The 17,029-nt window shown below is 58.0% G+C and carries 20 protein-coding genes; 10 read left to right on the forward strand and 10 right to left on the reverse strand.

What is annotated here, in order from left to right; all coding sequences use genetic code 11:
• Positions 1-65 precede the first annotated feature (65 nt).
• Positions 66-917, reverse strand: coding sequence for a D-alanyl-D-alanine carboxypeptidase family protein (locus ACYJRZ_RS10535; RefSeq protein WP_459458766.1), 852 nt, complete (start codon positions 915-917; stop codon positions 66-68).
• A 268-nt stretch (positions 918-1,185) separates the two neighbouring features.
• Positions 1,186-1,413: a DUF1127 domain-containing protein gene (locus tag ACYJRZ_RS10540; protein ID WP_459458768.1), complete on the reverse strand. Its 228-nt coding sequence runs from the start codon at positions 1,411-1,413 to the stop codon at positions 1,186-1,188.
• Between the two features lie 102 nt (positions 1,414-1,515).
• Here ACYJRZ_RS10540 and ACYJRZ_RS10545 point away from each other — a divergent pair, with 102 nt between their 5' ends.
• Positions 1,516-2,406 (forward strand): LysR family transcriptional regulator, encoded by an 891-nt coding sequence (locus ACYJRZ_RS10545; protein ID WP_459458770.1) that lies wholly within the window; start codon positions 1,516-1,518, stop codon positions 2,404-2,406.
• A 36-nt stretch (positions 2,407-2,442) separates the two neighbouring features.
• Here ACYJRZ_RS10545 and ACYJRZ_RS10550 read toward each other — a convergent pair whose 3' ends face one another.
• Complete coding sequence (locus ACYJRZ_RS10550; RefSeq protein ID WP_459458772.1) at positions 2,443-3,099, reverse strand: dihydrofolate reductase family protein; 657 nt, start codon at positions 3,097-3,099, stop codon at positions 2,443-2,445.
• A 227-nt stretch (positions 3,100-3,326) separates the two neighbouring features.
• On the opposite strand from ACYJRZ_RS10550, the gene ACYJRZ_RS10555 reads away from it, so the two are divergent.
• From ACYJRZ_RS10555 to ACYJRZ_RS10565, 3 genes are read left to right on the forward strand one after another with little or no spacing between them, the layout of a single operon-like run.
• Positions 3,327-5,219, forward strand: coding sequence for an ABC transporter ATP-binding protein (locus tag ACYJRZ_RS10555; RefSeq protein ID WP_459458774.1), 1,893 nt, complete (start codon positions 3,327-3,329; stop codon positions 5,217-5,219).
• Between the two features lie 2 nt (positions 5,220-5,221).
• On the forward strand, positions 5,222-7,123 hold the full coding sequence (locus ACYJRZ_RS10560) for an ABC transporter ATP-binding protein (RefSeq protein WP_459458776.1): 1,902 nt from the start codon (positions 5,222-5,224) through the stop codon (positions 7,121-7,123).
• Positions 7,124-7,158: 35 nt separating this feature from the next.
• The gene (locus ACYJRZ_RS10565) at positions 7,159-7,749 is read left to right on the forward strand and encodes an NADPH-dependent FMN reductase (protein ID WP_459458778.1); all 591 of its coding nucleotides are present in this window, start codon (positions 7,159-7,161) and stop codon (positions 7,747-7,749) included.
• A gap of 20 nt (positions 7,750-7,769) precedes the next feature.
• Here the strand turns inward: ACYJRZ_RS10565 and ACYJRZ_RS10570 are convergent, their stop codons facing one another.
• Positions 7,770-8,261 carry a GNAT family N-acetyltransferase gene (locus tag ACYJRZ_RS10570; RefSeq protein ID WP_459458780.1) on the reverse strand — a complete coding sequence of 164 codons (492 nt, stop codon included), beginning with the start codon at positions 8,259-8,261 and terminating at the stop codon, positions 7,770-7,772.
• Between the two features lie 188 nt (positions 8,262-8,449).
• On the opposite strand from ACYJRZ_RS10570, the gene ACYJRZ_RS10575 reads away from it, so the two are divergent.
• The 3 genes from ACYJRZ_RS10575 to ACYJRZ_RS10585 are packed head-to-tail and all read left to right on the forward strand — an operon-like array spanning position 8,450 to position 10,720.
• A complete protein-coding gene (locus tag ACYJRZ_RS10575) occupies positions 8,450-8,956 on the forward strand; it encodes a winged helix-turn-helix transcriptional regulator (protein WP_459459577.1) in 507 nt (168 codons plus the stop codon).
• Between the two features lie 18 nt (positions 8,957-8,974).
• Positions 8,975-10,240, forward strand: a complete 1,266-nt coding sequence (gene fabF, locus ACYJRZ_RS10580) for a beta-ketoacyl-ACP synthase II (protein ID WP_459458782.1) — start codon at positions 8,975-8,977, stop codon at positions 10,238-10,240.
• A 57-nt stretch (positions 10,241-10,297) separates the two neighbouring features.
• Positions 10,298-10,720: a DUF4864 domain-containing protein gene (locus ACYJRZ_RS10585; protein ID WP_459458784.1), complete on the forward strand. Its 423-nt coding sequence runs from the start codon at positions 10,298-10,300 to the stop codon at positions 10,718-10,720.
• Between the two features lie 77 nt (positions 10,721-10,797).
• On the opposite strand, the gene ACYJRZ_RS10590 is transcribed toward ACYJRZ_RS10585, so the two are convergent.
• From ACYJRZ_RS10590 to coaD, 6 genes are all read right to left on the reverse strand, one after another.
• Positions 10,798-11,688: a cell wall hydrolase gene (locus tag ACYJRZ_RS10590; protein WP_459458786.1), complete on the reverse strand. Its 891-nt coding sequence runs from the start codon at positions 11,686-11,688 to the stop codon at positions 10,798-10,800.
• Between the two features lie 331 nt (positions 11,689-12,019).
• Positions 12,020-13,150, reverse strand: a complete 1,131-nt coding sequence (gene tgt / locus ACYJRZ_RS10595; RefSeq protein WP_459458788.1) for a tRNA guanosine(34) transglycosylase Tgt — start codon at positions 13,148-13,150, stop codon at positions 12,020-12,022.
• Between the two features lie 6 nt (positions 13,151-13,156).
• Positions 13,157-14,242 (reverse strand): tRNA preQ1(34) S-adenosylmethionine ribosyltransferase-isomerase QueA, encoded by a 1,086-nt coding sequence (gene queA / locus ACYJRZ_RS10600; RefSeq protein WP_459458790.1) that lies wholly within the window; start codon positions 14,240-14,242, stop codon positions 13,157-13,159.
• 88 nt (positions 14,243-14,330) lie between these two features.
• Positions 14,331-14,831, reverse strand: coding sequence for a peptidylprolyl isomerase (locus ACYJRZ_RS10605; RefSeq protein WP_015339890.1), 501 nt, complete (start codon positions 14,829-14,831; stop codon positions 14,331-14,333).
• A gap of 114 nt (positions 14,832-14,945) precedes the next feature.
• Complete coding sequence (locus tag ACYJRZ_RS10610) at positions 14,946-15,518, reverse strand: peptidylprolyl isomerase (RefSeq protein WP_459458792.1); 573 nt, start codon at positions 15,516-15,518, stop codon at positions 14,946-14,948.
• 29 nt (positions 15,519-15,547) lie between these two features.
• A complete protein-coding gene (coaD, locus tag ACYJRZ_RS10615) occupies positions 15,548-16,060 on the reverse strand; it encodes a pantetheine-phosphate adenylyltransferase (RefSeq protein ID WP_459458794.1) in 513 nt (170 codons plus the stop codon).
• Positions 16,061-16,187: 127 nt separating this feature from the next.
• On the opposite strand from coaD, the gene ACYJRZ_RS10620 reads away from it, so the two are divergent.
• The 3 genes from ACYJRZ_RS10620 to ACYJRZ_RS10630 all read left to right on the forward strand — a co-directional run bounded on the left by ACYJRZ_RS10620 (position 16,188) and on the right by ACYJRZ_RS10630 (position 16,911).
• Positions 16,188-16,487 (forward strand): hypothetical protein, encoded by a 300-nt coding sequence (locus tag ACYJRZ_RS10620; protein WP_459458796.1) that lies wholly within the window; start codon positions 16,188-16,190, stop codon positions 16,485-16,487.
• A 91-nt stretch (positions 16,488-16,578) separates the two neighbouring features.
• Positions 16,579-16,737, forward strand: coding sequence for a hypothetical protein (locus ACYJRZ_RS10625; RefSeq protein WP_015339886.1), 159 nt, complete (start codon positions 16,579-16,581; stop codon positions 16,735-16,737).
• Between the two features lie 39 nt (positions 16,738-16,776).
• Positions 16,777-16,911, forward strand: a complete 135-nt coding sequence (locus ACYJRZ_RS10630; RefSeq protein ID WP_257713997.1) for a hypothetical protein — start codon at positions 16,777-16,779, stop codon at positions 16,909-16,911.
• Positions 16,912-17,029: the final 118 nt, after the last annotated feature.

Below are 17,029 nucleotides of genomic sequence, written 5' to 3' on the forward strand. Positions count from 1 at the left end.
TGGTGTGGTGTGTGGGTGGGTTCAAGGATGAAGTGCGACTTGCCTCCACCCTCCATGCGCCAAAATCAGTTGGTGGTGCTCTGCTTGATTGTCACTGTCGAACCTGTAGCGACGGCTGCTGTCGGCACATAGGCGTCAAGAAGGCTCGCCATCTTGTCGTCGCGAATCTGCGCCGTCTTTTCGCCCATCACGACGCCGACGATCCGGCGGCCGTTTTTCGAGGCTGACGTCACGAGATTGTAGCCGGAGGCGTCGGTATAGCCGGTCTTAATGCCGTCGGCGCCTGCGTAGCGATACATCAGATTGTTATGGCCCCGCAGCTTCATGCCGCGGAACTTCATGCCGCGTAGCGAGAAGAGTTTGAACTCCTCGGGAAAGTCGCGCATCAGCGCGACGCCGAGTGTTGCCATGTCGTGCGCAGTCGTGACCTGTTCGGGATCCGGCAGACCAGAGGGATTTTTGAAGACGGTCCTGCTCATGCCAAGCTCATGCGCCTTCGCAGTCATGAGCTTGCCGAAGCTCTCCTCCGAGCCGCCAAGCTGCTCGGCAATCGCGACAGCCGCATCATTGGCCGACAGGACGACGATACCTTCGACAGCCTCGCGCACCGTCACCTTGCGGCCAGCACCGATCGCGAATTTGAAGGGTTCCTTGCTTTCGGCATTTTCCGACATAGTCAGCTTCTGATCCCATTTCAGACGACCGTCATGCAACGCTCCGAAGGCGAGATAGAGCGTCATCATCTTGGTGAGCGAGGCTGGATAATTCAGCTCGTTCTCATTCGACGCTTCGAGCACCTGGCCGCTATGAGCATCCACGAGATAACTTGCTTGCCCAGCCTCCGCTACCGAAGCTGCACCGAGAAGCGATAGGGTCGAAATCGCCGCGGCGAGGAGCAGGGATTTTGTCGTGGGCATAAATTTGCGGTCTCGTACTTGGATGTTCTGGGTGAAACAGCACGCACCGAGGAAACAGGTGGCTTGCTTTCGAGCGGAAGGGATCGGGCAAATCTGTGGCGGAAAAAAGAACAACGGAATGAAAAAGGGGCGATTGGAAAATAGTCCCCAGCCCATTTTGCCCGCCCTTACCCGAACGGCCAAGCTTTCAGCCGCCCTCCGCTATCAATCGCGTTCAGAACACAGCTATTCGACGTGTGAGGCCGTTAGTCGAACGCCTTCCAGAGGCTTATCCCCAGAACCACGACTTATTGACCTCGATACGCGCTTGGGCGCGCGTCATCCCGATGTCGCGAAGCTGATCATCGGTCAGTTCGCGCAGGCTCCATCTTGTCTCGCGCTTTTCCAGGTAGCTCAGAAATCTCTGCAGCGCCTTTCGCCAAAATCCCCGCTTTCCCCGACCTCTGCCTGCTACGGTGGCCGCTCTTAACATTAGTCTATCGATATCGGTCGTCATTTTCCTGCTCCTCAAGCTCGTATGAACATGGGCTTAGGATGCACTGGCGCGGATAATGAATGAAGCTTATGGTGTTTATACAAACTATAAGGAATTCTTTTATTGCTCAACTTGGATCAGCTAGCCGCCTTTGTCAGTGTTGTCGATCTTGGCAGCTTTACGGCCGCTGCCGATAAGGTCGGGCTGACTCAGCCGGCCATCAGTTTGCAGGTGAAACTTCTGGAGCAGCGTCTCGGGGTAAAGCTGATCGAGCGCGTCGGACGGCGGGCGCAGCCCTCGCCGGCCGGACTTGACCTGCTTCCGCATGCCCGCCGCATCATCGAAGCCTGCTCCATAGCAGAGGAGGCGATGACACCTTTTCGGGAGGGATCAGTCGGGCGCGTGCGGATCGGCAGCGGTGGCACCGCTTCGATTCATCTACTGCCGCGCGCCATCGCCATAGCAAAGAGGCGCATGCCCGATCTCGAGATCATCGTCCGTGTCGGCAATATCGACGAGATTTTGCGCGACCTCGAAATCAATACGTTGGATCTCGCGGTCGTTGCCCTGCCCGCCTCCGGCCGTTCGCTCGAAGTCGAGCCATTCCATGAAGACGAGCTTCTGGCCGTGGCTCCCAATGGAAGCGTGATGCCGGAGGGCGGGCCGGATGTGGAATTCATGAAAACCAAGACGATGCTGCTTTACGAAGGCGGCAACACGCGTCGCGCCACGAACGAATGGTTCGAGGCTGGCGGGGTTCACCCCGAGCCGGCCATGGAATTTGGCAGCGTCGAGGCGATTAAGGAGTTGGTCGCCGCCGGCCTCGGATGGTCCATCCTTCCCGACATGGCTCTGAGACGGGATAGGTCGGACCAACTAGTTACCTCGCCGCTCAAGCCGAGACTCGTTCGGCAGCTCGGCATGGTGTTGCGCCGAGACAAGCATCTTACGAGAGGTCTTCGCGAAGTCATGAAAGCGCTGCGGGATTTTCAAACGTCGGAACATGCGATGTAAGCCTTGGCAGGACACCACACAGCGTCCCACGGCGACCTATTCGAGCCACCTACGGCGCTCCATCTCCTCTTCGGAGGGTTTCTGCCCGACGAAGGAGCCCGTCTTCACCGGTCCATCGGGTTCGTAGGTCGCAAAGATGACACCGGTCGGAGAGGTTTTGCTGTGCAGCAGCTTCATTGCGCCGGGCACTGTGCCGCCGGCAAACAACTTCTTGCCACCGCCCAGCACCAGCGGAAAGATCACCAGATTGTATTCGTCGATCAGACCGTAGCGGAGCAGGGTCTGAATGAAATCGCCGCTGCCCTGGATCAGCAGATCCGGCCCCTCACCCGCCTTCAATTCTTTGATCGCGGCAACGACATCCTTGCCGAGCGATCGGCTCTTGTTCCATTTCAATTCGGCATTGCCGCGCGTCGCCACATATTTGGTAACGCCGTTGAATTTATTGGCAATTGGATTGTCCTCATCGATATAGGGCCAATAGGCTGCGAAAATCTCGTATGTCTTACGACCGAGCAGCAGATCGAACGGTTTTTCGAACAGTTCGAAGAGCGTCTTGCCGGTTTCTTCGTCAGAGTGCGGGAAAACCCAGCCGCCATACTTGAAACCGCCGGTCGGATCCTCGTTCGGACCACCTGGTGCCTGCATGACGCCGTCGAGGCTGATGAATGTCGCTGCGATAACCTTGCGCATGATGCCCTCCTTCTCTGGCATGGTGTCCGAAGGACGCCCGATCGAGTCCAATTCCGACATATCGTCTGCAATTTTTTGAACACGCAATCTAACGTTCGCGTGTGACTTGTGACCGATTGACTCTTGAACGTCGCCATGGAATCGGCAAAATTCATCCTATCAATACTTTCCCTGAGATACGAACCCGTCAGCGGGCCCGCCTCGTTCAAACATGCCTGGATAAAAGCGTGAGCAGCGATTCAATAGGAAGCGCGGCGAAGCCATTGGCCTCGCGCGCGCATATCAATGCGGTCGGGTGGGGCCAAGGCCTGTCGACGATCGTTCGTATCACCCATATGACGCTGCGCCATCCCTGGCAGACAAGCTTGGCTATAGGGGCAACATTCGTAGCTGCAACGTTTCAGTTGACGATCCCGCGCCTGCTGGGTCGCGCGGTCGATCAGACACAGACGGCGGTAGCAGGCGGTGCCGCCGGCCAGATCGCCGAAAATGCTTTGATGACGACAGCTCTGCTGCTGCTTGTCGTCAGCATCCTGCGCGGTCTGTTCACAATGGTGCAGAACTATTACAGCGAGTCCGTCGGCCATCATATGGGCTACGAACTCCGCCTCGCCTGCTACGAGAAAATCCAGCAACTCTCCTTCAGCTTCCACGATAAGGTCCATTCCGGCGATCTCATTACCGTCGGCTTGCTCGATCTCGAAGGCGTGCGCATGTATTTCTCGACCGCGCTGGTGCGTATGGTGCTGCTCACCATGCTGATTGGTGTCGGCGCCTACATGCTGCTTACGACGGATGTAACACTCGGCCTCCTGGCCTTGAGCTTCGTGCCCTTCGTCGCCTGGCGCTCCTCCGTCACCCAGTTGCGGCTGCGTTCGACATGGCTCGAGCTGCAGGAACGGCTCTCGGTGCTGACACGCGTCATGGAGGAAAATCTCGGCGGCATCCGTGTCGTCCGTGCTTTTGCCGCACAGGCGCATGAAATCCTCAAATTCGATCGCGCCTCGCACAATGCGCTTTCCCTTGCCCATAAGCGCGTCGGCATCCGCGTCATTAATACCAGCGCGATGAATCTCTCCTTCTTCGTATCGATGGGGCTCGTGCTCTGGCTGGGTGGTCTCAAGGTCATTGCGGGCGAGATCAGCGTCGGCACGCTGGCCTCGTTCCTGACCTTCATGACCATCCTGCAGATGCCTGTGCGTCAGCTTGGCCTTATGGTGAATGCCTTCGCCCGCGCATCGACCTGCGGCTCGCGCCTGTTTGCGCTGCTTGATCTGGATATCCCCATCAAGGATGCCCCGGACGCCAAGCCGCTCGTCGTAACCGACGGTACGCTGCGTTTCGAGAATGTCGACTTCAGCTATCCAGGCGCTGAGGAGCGCCCGGTGCTGAAGAACATCTGTTTCGAGGCAAGACGCGGTCAAACGATCGGTATTGTCGGCCCGCCTGGCAGCGGTAAGTCCACCATCGCGCATCTTATCCCGCGTTTCTACGATGTCACGGTCGGGCGGATCACGCTTGACGGTCAGGATATTCGCAAGGCGACACTGCAATCGCTGCGGCAAAATGTTGCCGTGGTGCAGCAGGATTCCTTCCTGTTCACGACAAGCATCGAGAACAACATCGCCTATGGCGATCCCTGGGCAAAGGAAACCCGCATCGAACGGGCCGCCGAGTCGGCACAGCTGCATAATTACATTCTCGGTCTGCCCGCCGGCTACACCACGGTTGTCGGCGAGCGCGGCGTGTCTCTTTCCGGCGGCCAGCGCCAGCGCCTGACGATCGCCCGCACCTTGATGCTGAAGCCGGCCGTGATGGTCTTCGACGATTCCACGGCGGCGATCGACGCTGCAACTGAGCAGCGCATTCGCAGCGCCATGAAGCGTTTCGCTCGGGATCGCGTCACGCTAATCATCGCCCATCGACTGAGCTCGTTGATGCATGCCGACCAGATCCTGTTCATCGAGGACGGCGAGATCGTCGAGCGCGGCACCCATGAGCAGCTTTTGGCCGCTGGAGGCCGGTACAAGGCGCTTTACGATCTGCAGGTTCGCCCGGAGGACGATGTCATCAAGACATCCAGCGGCGGCGCGCTCGAAAGGGCGAAACGGGAGGTTTGACAATGTCGGAAATCACCGAAACCGAGCGCAACGATGTGCGCGAGGATGGTCGCCGCCCTCCCCGTGCCGTGGTCGGCTCACACCGCGTCGAAGAGGAAATCTTCGGCAAGGTCTTCGACAGCAAGATCATCCGCCGCATCTGGGCCTTTGTCAGCCCCTATCGTCGGCAGATTTATATTTCAGTCGTCGCCGTTCTGCTGTTCACGGGATCGCAGATCGTCATACCGCTCGTGATCCGTCATGCGATCGACAAGGCGATGGCACCCGGCGCTATCGATTATTCTGCGCTCTGGCTGTCCCTGGCGATTTTTGCTGCGGCAATTCTCGTCAATTACGGAGCAAGCTATGTGCAGGAGACCTTTGTCGGCCAGGTCGCGGAAGAAGTGCTGTTCGACATACGCCGGGCGATGTTTGCGCATCTCCAGCGCGTCTCTTTGTCCTTCATGGACAAAACAGAAGTCGGACGTTTGATGTCGCGCTTGCAAGGCGACGTGAACTCCATGCAGGAATTCCTTGAAACTTCGGTGCTTTCCGTCGGCGATATAGCTCTGCTTTTCGGCATCGTCATCGTCATGCTGTCGCTCGATTTCCGGCTCGGTCTGCTGACGCTCTCCGTCATGCCGATCCTCTTCATCGTGCGGCTATTCTGGCTGCCGAAGGCGCGCGTCGCCTTTATGAACGCGCATGAGACCAACTCCGTTACCAATGGAGCGCTGGCAGAGGCGATCCATGGCGTGCGCGCGGTTCAGGGGATGCATCGTCAAGCTGTCAATTTTGCTCTTTTCGACGAAAAGGCGCATACCAATCTTCAGTCGCATCTGACGGCAGCACGCTACGCCCAGATCATGGTGCCGATCGTCGATACGCTGACCGGCATGGCCATGGCGATCGTCATCATCGTCGGCGGCTCGATGGTGTTGAACCATAAGCTCGATGTCGGCATCATGGTCGCCTTCCTGTTCTACATCCAGCGCTTCTTCGATCCGATCCGCTCGCTCACCATGCAATATTCGGTCATGCAGCGCGCCATGGCCTCCGGGCAGCGCCTGACGGAAGTGCTTGATGTTCCGATCGACATCAAGGATGCGCCCAATGCCAAGGAGTTGTCGCCGGACATGGACGGCTCGGTGGAATTCCGCGATGTCGTCTTCGGCTACAATCCGAAGCATCCGGTGCTGAAGCATGTCAGCTTCAGGGTCAACCCAGGAGAAACGGTGGCACTGATCGGGCCTACAGGCTCAGGCAAATCGAGCTCGATGGCGCTTATTCACCGATTCTATGACGTGCAGCAGGGCCAGGTACTTGTCGGCGGTCATGACGTGCGCTCCCTCACCCAGGATTCGCTCGGCCGCCAGATTGCCATGGTGCTGCAGGAGCCGTTCCTCTTCACCGGTACGGTGCTGGAGAATATCCGCTATAACAAGGCGGAGGCAACGCGCGAGGAAATTATAGAAGCTGCCAAGGCCGTCGGTGCGCATGAGTTCATCATGCGTCTTCCGGATGGCTACGATTCTGTTCTCGGCGAACGCGGCGGCGGTCTTTCGCTTGGCCAGCGCCAGCTCGTCAGCTTCGCCCGTGCTCTTGTCGCCGACGCCAAAATCCTCGTGCTGGACGAAGCCACTGCGAATATCGACAGCTATACCGAAATGCTGATTCAGAAGGCCTTGGTGAAGCTGCTCGAGGGCCGTACCGGTCTCGTCATCGCCCATCGCCTAGCCACTATACGCGAGGCCGATCGCATCATCGTGCTGCAGAACGGCCAGTTGCTTGAAAGCGGCAACCACAATCAGCTCATGGCGAATGGCAAACTCTATTCGAAGCTCTATAATCTCAATTACGCGTCCTTCGACGATATTCCTGAGGAGGAAGTCTCTGCTTCAGTGCCGGCGGAGTCACACACGTAGAGTATTTCGCACAAACTGTGGGGGCATAATCAACAATGGCCGACAGTATTCTCGTCCTCTACGGTTCCTACCGCTCGGATCGCGCCGGCATCCGTCTAGCGAATTATATCGTAACCGGGCTTCGTGAGCGCGGAAACGATGTTGAACTCATCGATGCCAAGGCGGTTGGCCTGCCGATGCTGGATCGGATGTACAAGGAGTACCCCAAAGGTTCCGCGCCCTCGGCAATGGAGCAGCTTGCCGAGAAAATTCGGGCTGCCGATGCCTTTGTTTTCGTCACGGGCGAATACAACTGGGGTATGCAGCCCGGGCTGAAGAACCTGACTGATCATTATCTGGAGGAATGGTTTTGGCGCCCGGCGGCGATTGCCAGCTATTCCGCCGGTCGCCTTTCCGGCGCCCATGCAGCGGTCTCCTGGCACGGCACCCTTTCCGAGATGGGAATGGTCGTTATCTCAAGCACCCTCGCGGTCGCCAATATCTCGGCGGCGTTGGACGTTGACAGTAAACCGACCGGTAGCGGAGGCGATGCCCTTGCGCGAGCGTTTCCCCGTTTTGCCGAGGATCTCACCTGGTGGACTGAGGCGGCAAAACTCCAGCGCGCCCGTAAGGCGCCTCCCTATTGAAATCTCTTCGTGATGAACAACTAGCTCGTATAGACGACTTGTTCTGCTCCAAACCGATGCAATAGTCGTAGCTCCTTCATTCCTAACCTTTCGAGCAGACGACGAGACGCGGTGTTAGCAGACTGGGTTTCCGCTATCAGCCGCTCGAGCCGCAGATCATTCAGAGCAAATTCGATGACACGCATTGCTGCTTCGGTTGCATAACCGAGGCCCCATGCATCAGGATGAAGTTGGTAAGATAGTTCATAATCCTCGCCGTCTGTGTGGCGAGAAATGCTAATCAAGCCAAGAGGATGTTGCGTCCCCCGGGTTTCCACCAGCCATGCCAACTTCCCGTCAGTGGCCGAGAGATAATCAGATATCGCCGCTTCGCGCTGAACAATCGGAACAGGACCGCCGAGAAAGCGCCGCACCTCTTCATCGCTGATCAGCTCTCCGATGAAACAGGCGTCGGAGGCAAGAATTTCGCGTAGCTGTAGCCGCTCCGTGATGAAATATGGGGTCGTTGTCATATCGCTACGCCAGCAAGTTTCTCTCTTAATATCAGTCCTATAAGAACCTGAATATCTGGATTGAAATTATCGCAAACAGATTCCGATTCATTCCATTTTGTTGCTGATACCCTCATGCAAATTCCCGCAGATGTGCGCCAACTTAGTAACTTGCATAATGATAGTTACTCATGCTATCTGCCCTACCTATGCAGAGAACCAGCTTCAGCACCTTCAAATGCCCCGCGGCCCGTGCGCTCGAAAGCGTCGGCGACTGGTGGAGCATTCTGATCTTACGCGATGCCCTGCAAGGATTGAGGCGGTTTGATGAATTCCAGAAAAGCCTTGGAATTGCACCCAATATTCTGACGCGGCGGCTCAAGCATCTGACCGATGAAGGCCTCTTTGAGCGACGGCTCTATCAAGAGCGGCCACCCCGCTATGAATATGTCTTGACTGACAAGGGCCGGGATTTCTTCCCCGTGCTGATGGCACTCTTTACCTGGGGCAATCGGCACTTGCCTGCCGAAGAGGTCGCTGTGCGACTAGCCGACGTCCATACCGGCGAAGATCGCGACCCGCTTCTCATCGACCGCGTCACCGGTCGTGCCTTCCAGCCTGAAGACACGATCCTCGTGCCAGGGCCGGCAGCCGACGACGCCGTTCACGAACGCATCGCCCAGATGAAAGCATGGTTTCTGGGCTTCGACGCCTGAAATAATAGGAGCAAGAAGATGGATCGTATCGTCGTCACTGGCATGGGGCTGGTTTCTCCCCTGGGCGTGGGTGTCAATGCAAGCTGGAAAAGGCTGATCGAAGGCCGTTCCGGCCTCCGATTACTGCCTGAGGAAATGGTAGGCGATCTCACCGCAAAGATCGGCGGTGTTGTTCCCGATATATCGGAGGACCCCGAAGCCGGCTTCGACGCCGACCGCTATGTGCCGGTCAAAGACCAGAAGAAGATGGACCGGTTCATCCTGTTCGCCATGGCGGCCGCCGAAGAGGCAATCCTGCAGGCCGGCTGGCAACCGACTGACGTCAGCGCTCTGGAACGGACGGCCACAATCATCGCATCTGGCGTCGGTGGTTTTCCCGCCATCGCCGATGCGGTTCGCATAGCAGAAACGAAAGGTGTGCGGCGTTTGTCGCCCTTCACCATCCCCTCCTTCCTCGTCAATCTTGCCGCCGGCCAAGTGAGTATCCGCTATGGGTTCAAAGGCCCGCTCGGCGCCCCGGTCACCGCCTGTGCCGCCAGCGTCCAAGCGATCGGCGATGCCGCGCGGCTGATCCGCTCCGGAGAGGCCGATGTCGCCATCTGCGGTGGCGCCGAAGCCTGCATCGACAAGGTCAGTCTTGGCGGCTTCGCTGCAGCGCGCGCGCTTTCGACAGGCTTCAGCAATCGCCCCGAGGAAGCCTCCCGTCCCTTCGACAACGGCCGTGACGGTTTCGTCATGGGTGAAGGTGCCGGCATGCTTGTCATCGAGACCCTGGAGCACGCCCTTGCGCGTGGCGCCACGCCGCTGGCCGAGCTGGTCGGTTATGGCACTGCCGCCGACGCCTATCACATGACGGCAGGGCCGGAAGATGGCGATGGCGCGCGCCGGGCCATGCTTGCAGCGCTTTCCCAGGCTCGCATTTCGCGAGCAGAGGTCAAGCATCTGAATGCGCATGCGACATCGACCCAGGTCGGCGACCGAGGCGAGATGGAAGCAATCAAGACTGTCTTTGGCCGTGACGGTGCGATTGCCGTCAGCGGTACGAAGGCGGCTACCGGCCATCTTCTGGGCGCCGCCGGGGGCATGGAAGCGATCTTCACGATTATGGCTCTGCGAGACCAGGTAGCGCCGCCGACACGTAATCTACAGGATCCGGATCCGGCGGCTGAAGGCATCGATATCGTCGGTGGCACCGCGCGACCGATGGCCATGGACTATGCGATCTCCAACGGCTTCGGCTTCGGCGGCGTCAACGCCAGCGCCCTCTTCCGCCGCTGGCAGTAATCGCTTCTGCTTGCGATCAAAGCGCGCTAAGCTTTCTCCATATGGCTGGGGACGGATATGCGTGCTTTTTCTATCGCCGCTTTTCTCTGCTGCATCGCCTTTGCACCGGTCGCTTACGCGGAAGATCCGGTGCAGACGGCACAGAGCCTTATTGAGCAGCAGATCGAAGCTTTTCTGCACGATGATGCAGCGACGGCCTATTCCTTCGCCGCGCCTGGCATCAAGGCGCTCTTTCCCGACAAGGACAGCTTCTTCGCCATGGTGAGGAAGAACTATCTGCCGGTCTACCATCCTGGCAACTACGCCTTCGGCAAAAGCCGAGCGATCGACAACGGTGCTGTCGTCTATCAGGAGGTGCTGATCACAGGCATTGATCATAAGGATTGGACGGCGATCTATCAGATAACCCGTCAGCCAGACGGTAGCTACAAGATCAACGGCGTGCAGATTCTTGCCAAAACAGCAAGCGAGGGTATTTGAACTGCGGCCATGCCCAAACAGCAAAACAGCGCGCCTCTGAGAACGAGACGCGCTGATAAGGGTTTTGGCATTTGCTGCTAGCCGCGAATTCTAAGCGAATTTCCCGCCGACGCGTTGCCGTCGAACCCCGGGCGCGGCTGCGGAACGACAACCGTCGATGCCGGCATTGGCGTATTCGTATAAGTAGTTTCGCCGCTCGAAAGCGGTCCCGAAATTGCCATGTCCGTGGGCGCGGGCGTCGGGATCGGAACCGCAGTTGGGATAACGATCGCGCTCTGCGGCATGGTCACCGTCGGGTTCGAGACCGGCGTAAACGCTGCAACGGCAGACGTCGTGGACGCCGACTGCGTTTCCGGCAGGACGAACGGAGATTGCGGCGCGCCCTGTGTAGGCACATAATTCATCGCAACCTCGTAAGCCGGAAGCGGCGCAGGCGTTTGCAATTCGCCATCGCGACCACGCTTCTCATAGAACGCGTTGCCGCCGGCATAAGCGACGTAGTGCATATTATCGTATGGGAATCTCAGCCCCTCAGTATGAAAGAACATCGCGTCCTTTACCTGGGGATGCCGCTCGCCACGCAGGATCTTCGCGGCAGCAACTTCGAGATCCGGCTTTGCCTGATCCTTGACTTCCCTGGTCATCACGCCTGGCGCGAACTGCTTTTCCTGGGCAACGACGCCGCAGATCGTGGGCGGATATGCACCAGAGGTTAGCCTGTTCATCACGACCGTACCGACCGCCATGTAACCACTCGGGTCAGAACGCTCCGATTCAAAATACATTGCACGCTCGAGACAGTCCTTGTCCTTCGTCGTGTAATTGTATGTTACTTTAGCGCCACGAATGGGCTTGGTGGTATTGCTGGGGGTGGGTGTTGCCTTCTGCGTCGTCGTGCAGCTCGTAGCGGCCAAACCGACAACCAATAGTCCCGAAAGACATGCCCCGAATTTGCGTTGCGCCCTCAACGGCAAGTGCCTCCTATTTTCGGTAGTACAGCCCTTATCGATTAAGAGAATGCGTTTTAGCCGGATTCTTTCAAAATTCCAAGCGGCCACGCAATCAAATCAGCCAATGACGTTTTTCAAAGGCGGATGGACCGTTTATTCCGATTCGCTATTTTTCCCAATGCTTTATTGTCACCACGCTCATTTCGGCACACGGCTGAAAACAGAGATTGCTCTTGGCAAGCCTGTTTCAGCCGGCTCGAAACGATGTTTCTTAAAGATAGCAAGCAATCGATAATAAAGGATTTACCAAGCCACTTAGTCGATTGAGCGCATCCTCAGCGTAACTGAATCACACCGGCTCGAGATCGCCCCTCGCCCAGTTCTCCATCGTTTCCGCCATGAAATCGGCAAAGCGGCCTTCGGCGATCGACTGGCGGATGCCCTGCATCAGTTCCTGATAGTAGGCAAGATTGTGCCAGGAGAGCAGCATGCCGCCGAGCGCTTCGTTGGCGCGGACGAGATGATGCAGATAGGCACGCGAGTAATCCCGCGAGGCCGGGCAATTGGACTGCTCGTCCAGCGGCCGCATGTCTTCGGCATGGCGGGCGTTGCGGATGTTGACCTTGCCGCGACGCGTGAAGGCCAGTCCATGACGGCCCGAGCGGGTCGGCATCACGCAATCGAACATGTCGATGCCACGGGCGACGGACTTCAGGATGTCGTCGGGCGTGCCGACACCCATCAGATAGCGCGGCTTCTCCATCGGCAGTTCGGGCAAGGTTATCTCAAGCATGCGCAGCATGACTTCCTGTGGCTCGCCGACGGCAAGACCGCCGACCGCATAGCCCTTCAGGTCCATGCCGCTCAGCGCCTGCGCCGAGCGTACGCGAAGTTCCGGCACATCGCCGCCTTGCACGATGCCGAACATCGCCTTGCCGGGCTGGTTGCCGAAAGCGACCTTGCAGCGCTCCGCCCAGCGCAGCGACATTTCCATGGCGCGCTCGATTTCCTTCGGCGTTGCCGGCAGGGCGACGCATTCGTCGAGCTGCATCTGGATATCGGAGCCGAGCAGGCCCTGGATTTCGATCGAGCGCTCCGGCGACATGTGATGCAAGCTGCCATCGACATGCGATTTGAAGGTGACGCCCTGCTCATCGAGTTTACGCAGACCGGATAGCGACATCACCTGGAAGCCGCCGGAATCGGTGAGGATCGGATGCGGCCAGCGGATCAGCTCGTGCAGGCCGCCAAGGCGGGCGACGCGCTCGGCGGTCGGACGCAGCATCAGGTGATAGGTATTGCCGAGAATGATATCAGCGCCGGTTTCGCGCACCTGATCGAGATACATCGCCTTGACGGTGCCGACGGTGCCGACGGGCATGAAGGCCGGCGTGCGGATGGTGCCGCGCGGCATGGAAACTTCGCCGAGGCGCGCGCCGCCATCGATCTTCTTCAATTGAAACTGAAAGCTCTCGCTCATTTCGTCCTAGTCTTTCCGGTAGAGCAGGCTCCCATCGCCATAGGAATAGAAGCGATAGCCCGTCTCGATAGCATGGGTATAGGCAGCGCGCATCGTATCAAGGCCGGCAAAGGCCGATACGAGCATGAACAGGGTCGAGCGCGGCAGGTGGAAATTGGTCATCAGCATGTCGACCGCCTTGAAGCGGTAGCCGGGCGTGATGAATATGCCCGTGGCGCCTTGCCAGGGCTGGATGGTGCCGTCGTCAGCGGCTGCACTTTCGATCAATCGCAGCGACGTGGTTCCGACACAGACGATGCGCCCGCCCCTCGCCTTGACGGCATTGAGCCTAGCAGCGGTTTCCGCATCGACATAGCCGATCTCGAAATGCATCTTGTGGTCATCTGTATCGTCGGCCTTGACGGGCAGAAAAGTGCCGGCGCCAACGTGCAGCGTCACGAAATGCCGCTCGACGCCGAGAGCATCGAGTGCGGCAAACAGTGATGGCGTGAAATGCAGGCCGGCGGTGGGTGCCGCGACGGCGCCCTCTTCGCGCGCGTAGATCGTCTGGTAATCGGCGCGATCGCGCTCGTCTTCCGGGCGCTTCGCCGCGATATAGGGTGGCAGGGGAATATGCCCGACCGCGGCGATCGCTTCGTCCAGCGCTGGGCCGGATAGATCGAACCGCAGAGTAATCTCGCCGCCGTCGCCCTTTTCCTCGACCGTCGCATCGAGCGAACCGAGCGCGCACACATTCTCGCCGTGGCCGAACTGGATGCGATCACCGATCTTGATGCGCTTTCCGGGCTTGGCAAAGGCCTTCCAGCGATCGGGCGCGGCACGCATATGCAGCGTCGCCGAGATCTGTTGGCCAGGGGCGCCTTCGCGATGACGAATGCCTTCCAGCTGCGCCGGTATCACCTTGGTATCGTTAAAGACCATAGCATCACCGGGGCGCAGGAAAGATGGCAGATCCCGCACCTGGTGGTCGCTTAGCGTGTGTGTACCATTGTTCGGATCGATGACGAGCAGACGCGCGCTGTCGCGCGGCTCGGCGGGCCTGAGCGCGATACGCTCCTCCGGCAGATCGAAATCGAAAAGGTCAACACGCATTCAATTGGTCCAGGCAATTCATTCAGGCAAAGCGAAACCCGCCCCTCACGCCAGCGGCGCAAGAGGCGGGTTTCAGGAATAATCACGATCAGACGTCGGCGGCAACCCGCGCGGATACGATCGAATCCGGATCCTTCACCGGCTCGCCGCGCTTGATCTGGTCGACAAATTCCATGCCGGAGATGACCTGACCCCAAACGGAGTACTGCTTGTTGAGCCACGGAGCATCCGTAAAGCAGATGAAGAACTGCGAGTTGGCCGAGTTCGGGTTCTGCGAACGGGCCATCGAGCACGTACCGCGAACGTGCGGGGTGGCGGAGAATTCAGCCTTCAGGTCGGGCTTGGACGAGCCGCCGGTGCCGGCGCGGGCGGTATTGCCGCCAACCTTGCCATGCTCGACATCACCGGTCTGGGCCATGAAGCCATCGATGACACGATGGAAAACAACGTTGTCATAAGCCTTTTCGCGCGCAAGTTCCTTGATGCGGGCAACATGCTCCGGAGCGACCTGCGGCAGAAGCTGAATGACAACCTGGCCCTTGGTGGTTTCCAGGATGAGGGTGTTTTCTGGATCCTTGATCTCAGCCATGTTCGTTTCCTTGTTCTCTCTGTTTGTGCATGATCCTCGCAGGATCACGCAACTTGCCTTGGCTTGATCTCATCCCAAAGCCGCGACGCGCCTTTTGAGATCACGCCCGTGAAATCACTTCTTGGTGACGGTGACCTTGACCATCTTGTCAGGGTTGCTCACTTCGCCGTTCTGGCCTTCGCCGCGCTTGATCTTGTCTACGAGTTCCATGCCCGAGATGACCTTGCCGACGACCGTGTACTGGCCGTTCAGGAAAGCGCCGTCGGCGAACATGATGAAGAACTGCGAGTTGGCGGAATTCGGATCCTGGGCGCGCGCCATACCGACGGTGCCGCGCGTGAACGGAACCTTGGAGAATTCGGCCGGAAGGTTCGGCAGATCGGAACCGCCAGTGCCAGCCTTGTTCGGGTCAAAACCCTTAGAGGCATTGCCATACTGGACATCGCCGGTCTGAGCCATGAACCCATCGATGACGCGATGGAAGACGACGTTGTCGTAAGCACCCTTCTTCGCCAGCGCCTCGATCTGCGCGACATGCTTCGGAGCAACTTCCGGCATCAACTGTATGACTACCGGGCCGTCCTTGAGCTGGATGGTCAAAAGATCTGCGGCTGCGGCCGAGAACGCGCTGCCTGCGAAGGCGGCAAGGCTCAGGAATCCTGCCAATGCAATATGAAAGAGTTTCATGGATGCTCCGTTCGGGATTGGATTTCGGCTCAGCTGTTGCCGCTGGCCTTATTTTTAAGTTTGCCGTTCAGCGCTTCCAGAACCGCCGACGGCACGAAGGTACTGACATCGCCGCCCATGGATGCGATCTGCCGCACCAATGTGGCGGTTATAGGCCGCGAGGCTGTGCCAGCGGGCAGAAACAGCGTCTGAATATCCGGCGCCATCTGCCTGTTCATACCGGCCATCTGCATTTCATAGTCGAGATCGGTGCCATCACGCAGGCCGCGTACGAGCAAGGTCGCGCCGTGGGCGCGGGCGGCATCGACGACCAGATTGTCAAAGGCGACGACGGAAATATCGCCCGCCTTCTGCGGCAGAGCCTCGCCAAGGGATCTGCGAATGAGCTTCGCCCGCTCCTCGAAAGAGAAAAGCGGCTTCTTGCCGGGATGAATGCCGATCGCGACGATCACCTTGGCTGCGACATTCAACGCCTGCACGAGGACATCCAGATGTCCGTTGGTCATTGGGTCGAACGACCCTGGATAGAAGGCTGTCGTCATTATCAAGCCGGCTCGTTGTTTCGACGCCTTTTGTCATGGATGAGGCCGCGTCGCAAGTGATTTGCAACCCGACGGCCGCCTCTGAACTGCAGATGAATACGCCGTTCAAGCCTGTTTCAGCTCGACAATGCTTTACTGGCATCAACATCGAAACGGGCCTAGTTCAACGGCTCGCCGATCTCGGTTTCAGGGACATCATGCCATGCTCGTGTTCATCATTGCAGGCGCCATCATCGGTTCATTTTTGGTCGAATACCTCGTTCATCTTTTCTCCGACAATTATGAGATTGAATGGGATTCCGCCTCGGAAAACGGCAAGTATATCAATTTTGCCCAAGAAATCGCCACTGCCATGCGCAAAACGCATCGCGAATCTGAACGCCAGATGAACAAGGCATTCAAGGTCGCTTCAGGCACGCATTGCTAGATAGCTCTCAATATCGGCGGAACCATTTGGAAAACGCCGCGTTAACAGTCCGAAACTCAGATTGCACATTGCGGCAAGAAGGAAGAAGAGTATGCCCGACAAGATCACCCTTATTAACGTTGTTTGGATGGCCATGATTTCGGGAATGCTTGCAGCAACCGTTGCACTTTACGATCAGAAACCCGACCAGTCGAAGATCTACGGTCCCTTTGCTTCGGCTCGTCCCTTCGTTGCCTCGAGCCAGTACTAAGGGATCTGAACGCTAGTCCCACCTGAGGAGGGAGCGATCATGTTCACTATTTTGACGCTGCTTACACTTTTCATCAGCATCATGTTTGTCGTGTCAGTCGCATCCACCATTTCGGCGCTCCACCGCGAAAGCGAAGAGAGCAAGAGACTGCATAAGCGTCACAAGACGCTCTGATCTCCGCGTACTGAGCATCTCTCCCCGCCACATATGCTCGGATGGACCCTGAACCGGACGCTCTTCCCGCCAGCGTCCGGTTTTTTATTGTGTTACAATACGAATCCTCGCCTTTCAT

This window comes from Rhizobium sp. No.120 (assembly GCF_054558365.1).

Bases quoted from the DNA above. Each gene is read 5' to 3' on its own strand.
- ACYJRZ_RS10565 (WP_459458778.1), top strand. From the start codon at position 7,159: ATGGCCGACAGTATTCTCGTCCTCTACGGTTCCTACCGCTCGGATCGC.
- ACYJRZ_RS10625 (WP_015339886.1), top strand. From the start codon at position 16,579: ATGCCCGACAAGATCACCCTTATTAACGTTGTTTGGATGGCCATGATT.
- ACYJRZ_RS10605 (WP_015339890.1), bottom strand. From the start codon at position 14,831: ATGGCTGAGATCAAGGATCCAGAAAACACCCTCATCCTGGAAACCACC.
- ACYJRZ_RS10540 (WP_459458768.1), bottom strand. From the start codon at position 1,413: ATGACGACCGATATCGATAGACTAATGTTAAGAGCGGCCACCGTAGCA.
- ACYJRZ_RS10575 (WP_459459577.1), top strand. From the start codon at position 8,450: ATGCAGAGAACCAGCTTCAGCACCTTCAAATGCCCCGCGGCCCGTGCG.
- queA (WP_459458790.1), bottom strand. From the start codon at position 14,242: ATGCGTGTTGACCTTTTCGATTTCGATCTGCCGGAGGAGCGTATCGCG.
- ACYJRZ_RS10570 (WP_459458780.1), bottom strand. From the start codon at position 8,261: ATGACAACGACCCCATATTTCATCACGGAGCGGCTACAGCTACGCGAA.
- coaD (WP_459458794.1), bottom strand. From the start codon at position 16,060: ATGACGACAGCCTTCTATCCAGGGTCGTTCGACCCAATGACCAACGGA.
- ACYJRZ_RS10560 (WP_459458776.1), top strand. From the start codon at position 5,222: ATGTCGGAAATCACCGAAACCGAGCGCAACGATGTGCGCGAGGATGGT.
- ACYJRZ_RS10620 (WP_459458796.1), top strand. From the start codon at position 16,188: ATGCTTTACTGGCATCAACATCGAAACGGGCCTAGTTCAACGGCTCGC.
- tgt (WP_459458788.1), bottom strand. From the start codon at position 13,150: ATGAGCGAGAGCTTTCAGTTTCAATTGAAGAAGATCGATGGCGGCGCG.
- ACYJRZ_RS10610 (WP_459458792.1), bottom strand. From the start codon at position 15,518: ATGAAACTCTTTCATATTGCATTGGCAGGATTCCTGAGCCTTGCCGCC.
- ACYJRZ_RS10585 (WP_459458784.1), top strand. From the start codon at position 10,298: ATGCGTGCTTTTTCTATCGCCGCTTTTCTCTGCTGCATCGCCTTTGCA.
- fabF (WP_459458782.1), top strand. From the start codon at position 8,975: ATGGATCGTATCGTCGTCACTGGCATGGGGCTGGTTTCTCCCCTGGGC.
- ACYJRZ_RS10630 (WP_257713997.1), top strand. From the start codon at position 16,777: ATGTTCACTATTTTGACGCTGCTTACACTTTTCATCAGCATCATGTTT.
- ACYJRZ_RS10550 (WP_459458772.1), bottom strand. From the start codon at position 3,099: ATGCGCAAGGTTATCGCAGCGACATTCATCAGCCTCGACGGCGTCATG.
- ACYJRZ_RS10535 (WP_459458766.1), bottom strand. From the start codon at position 917: ATGCCCACGACAAAATCCCTGCTCCTCGCCGCGGCGATTTCGACCCTA.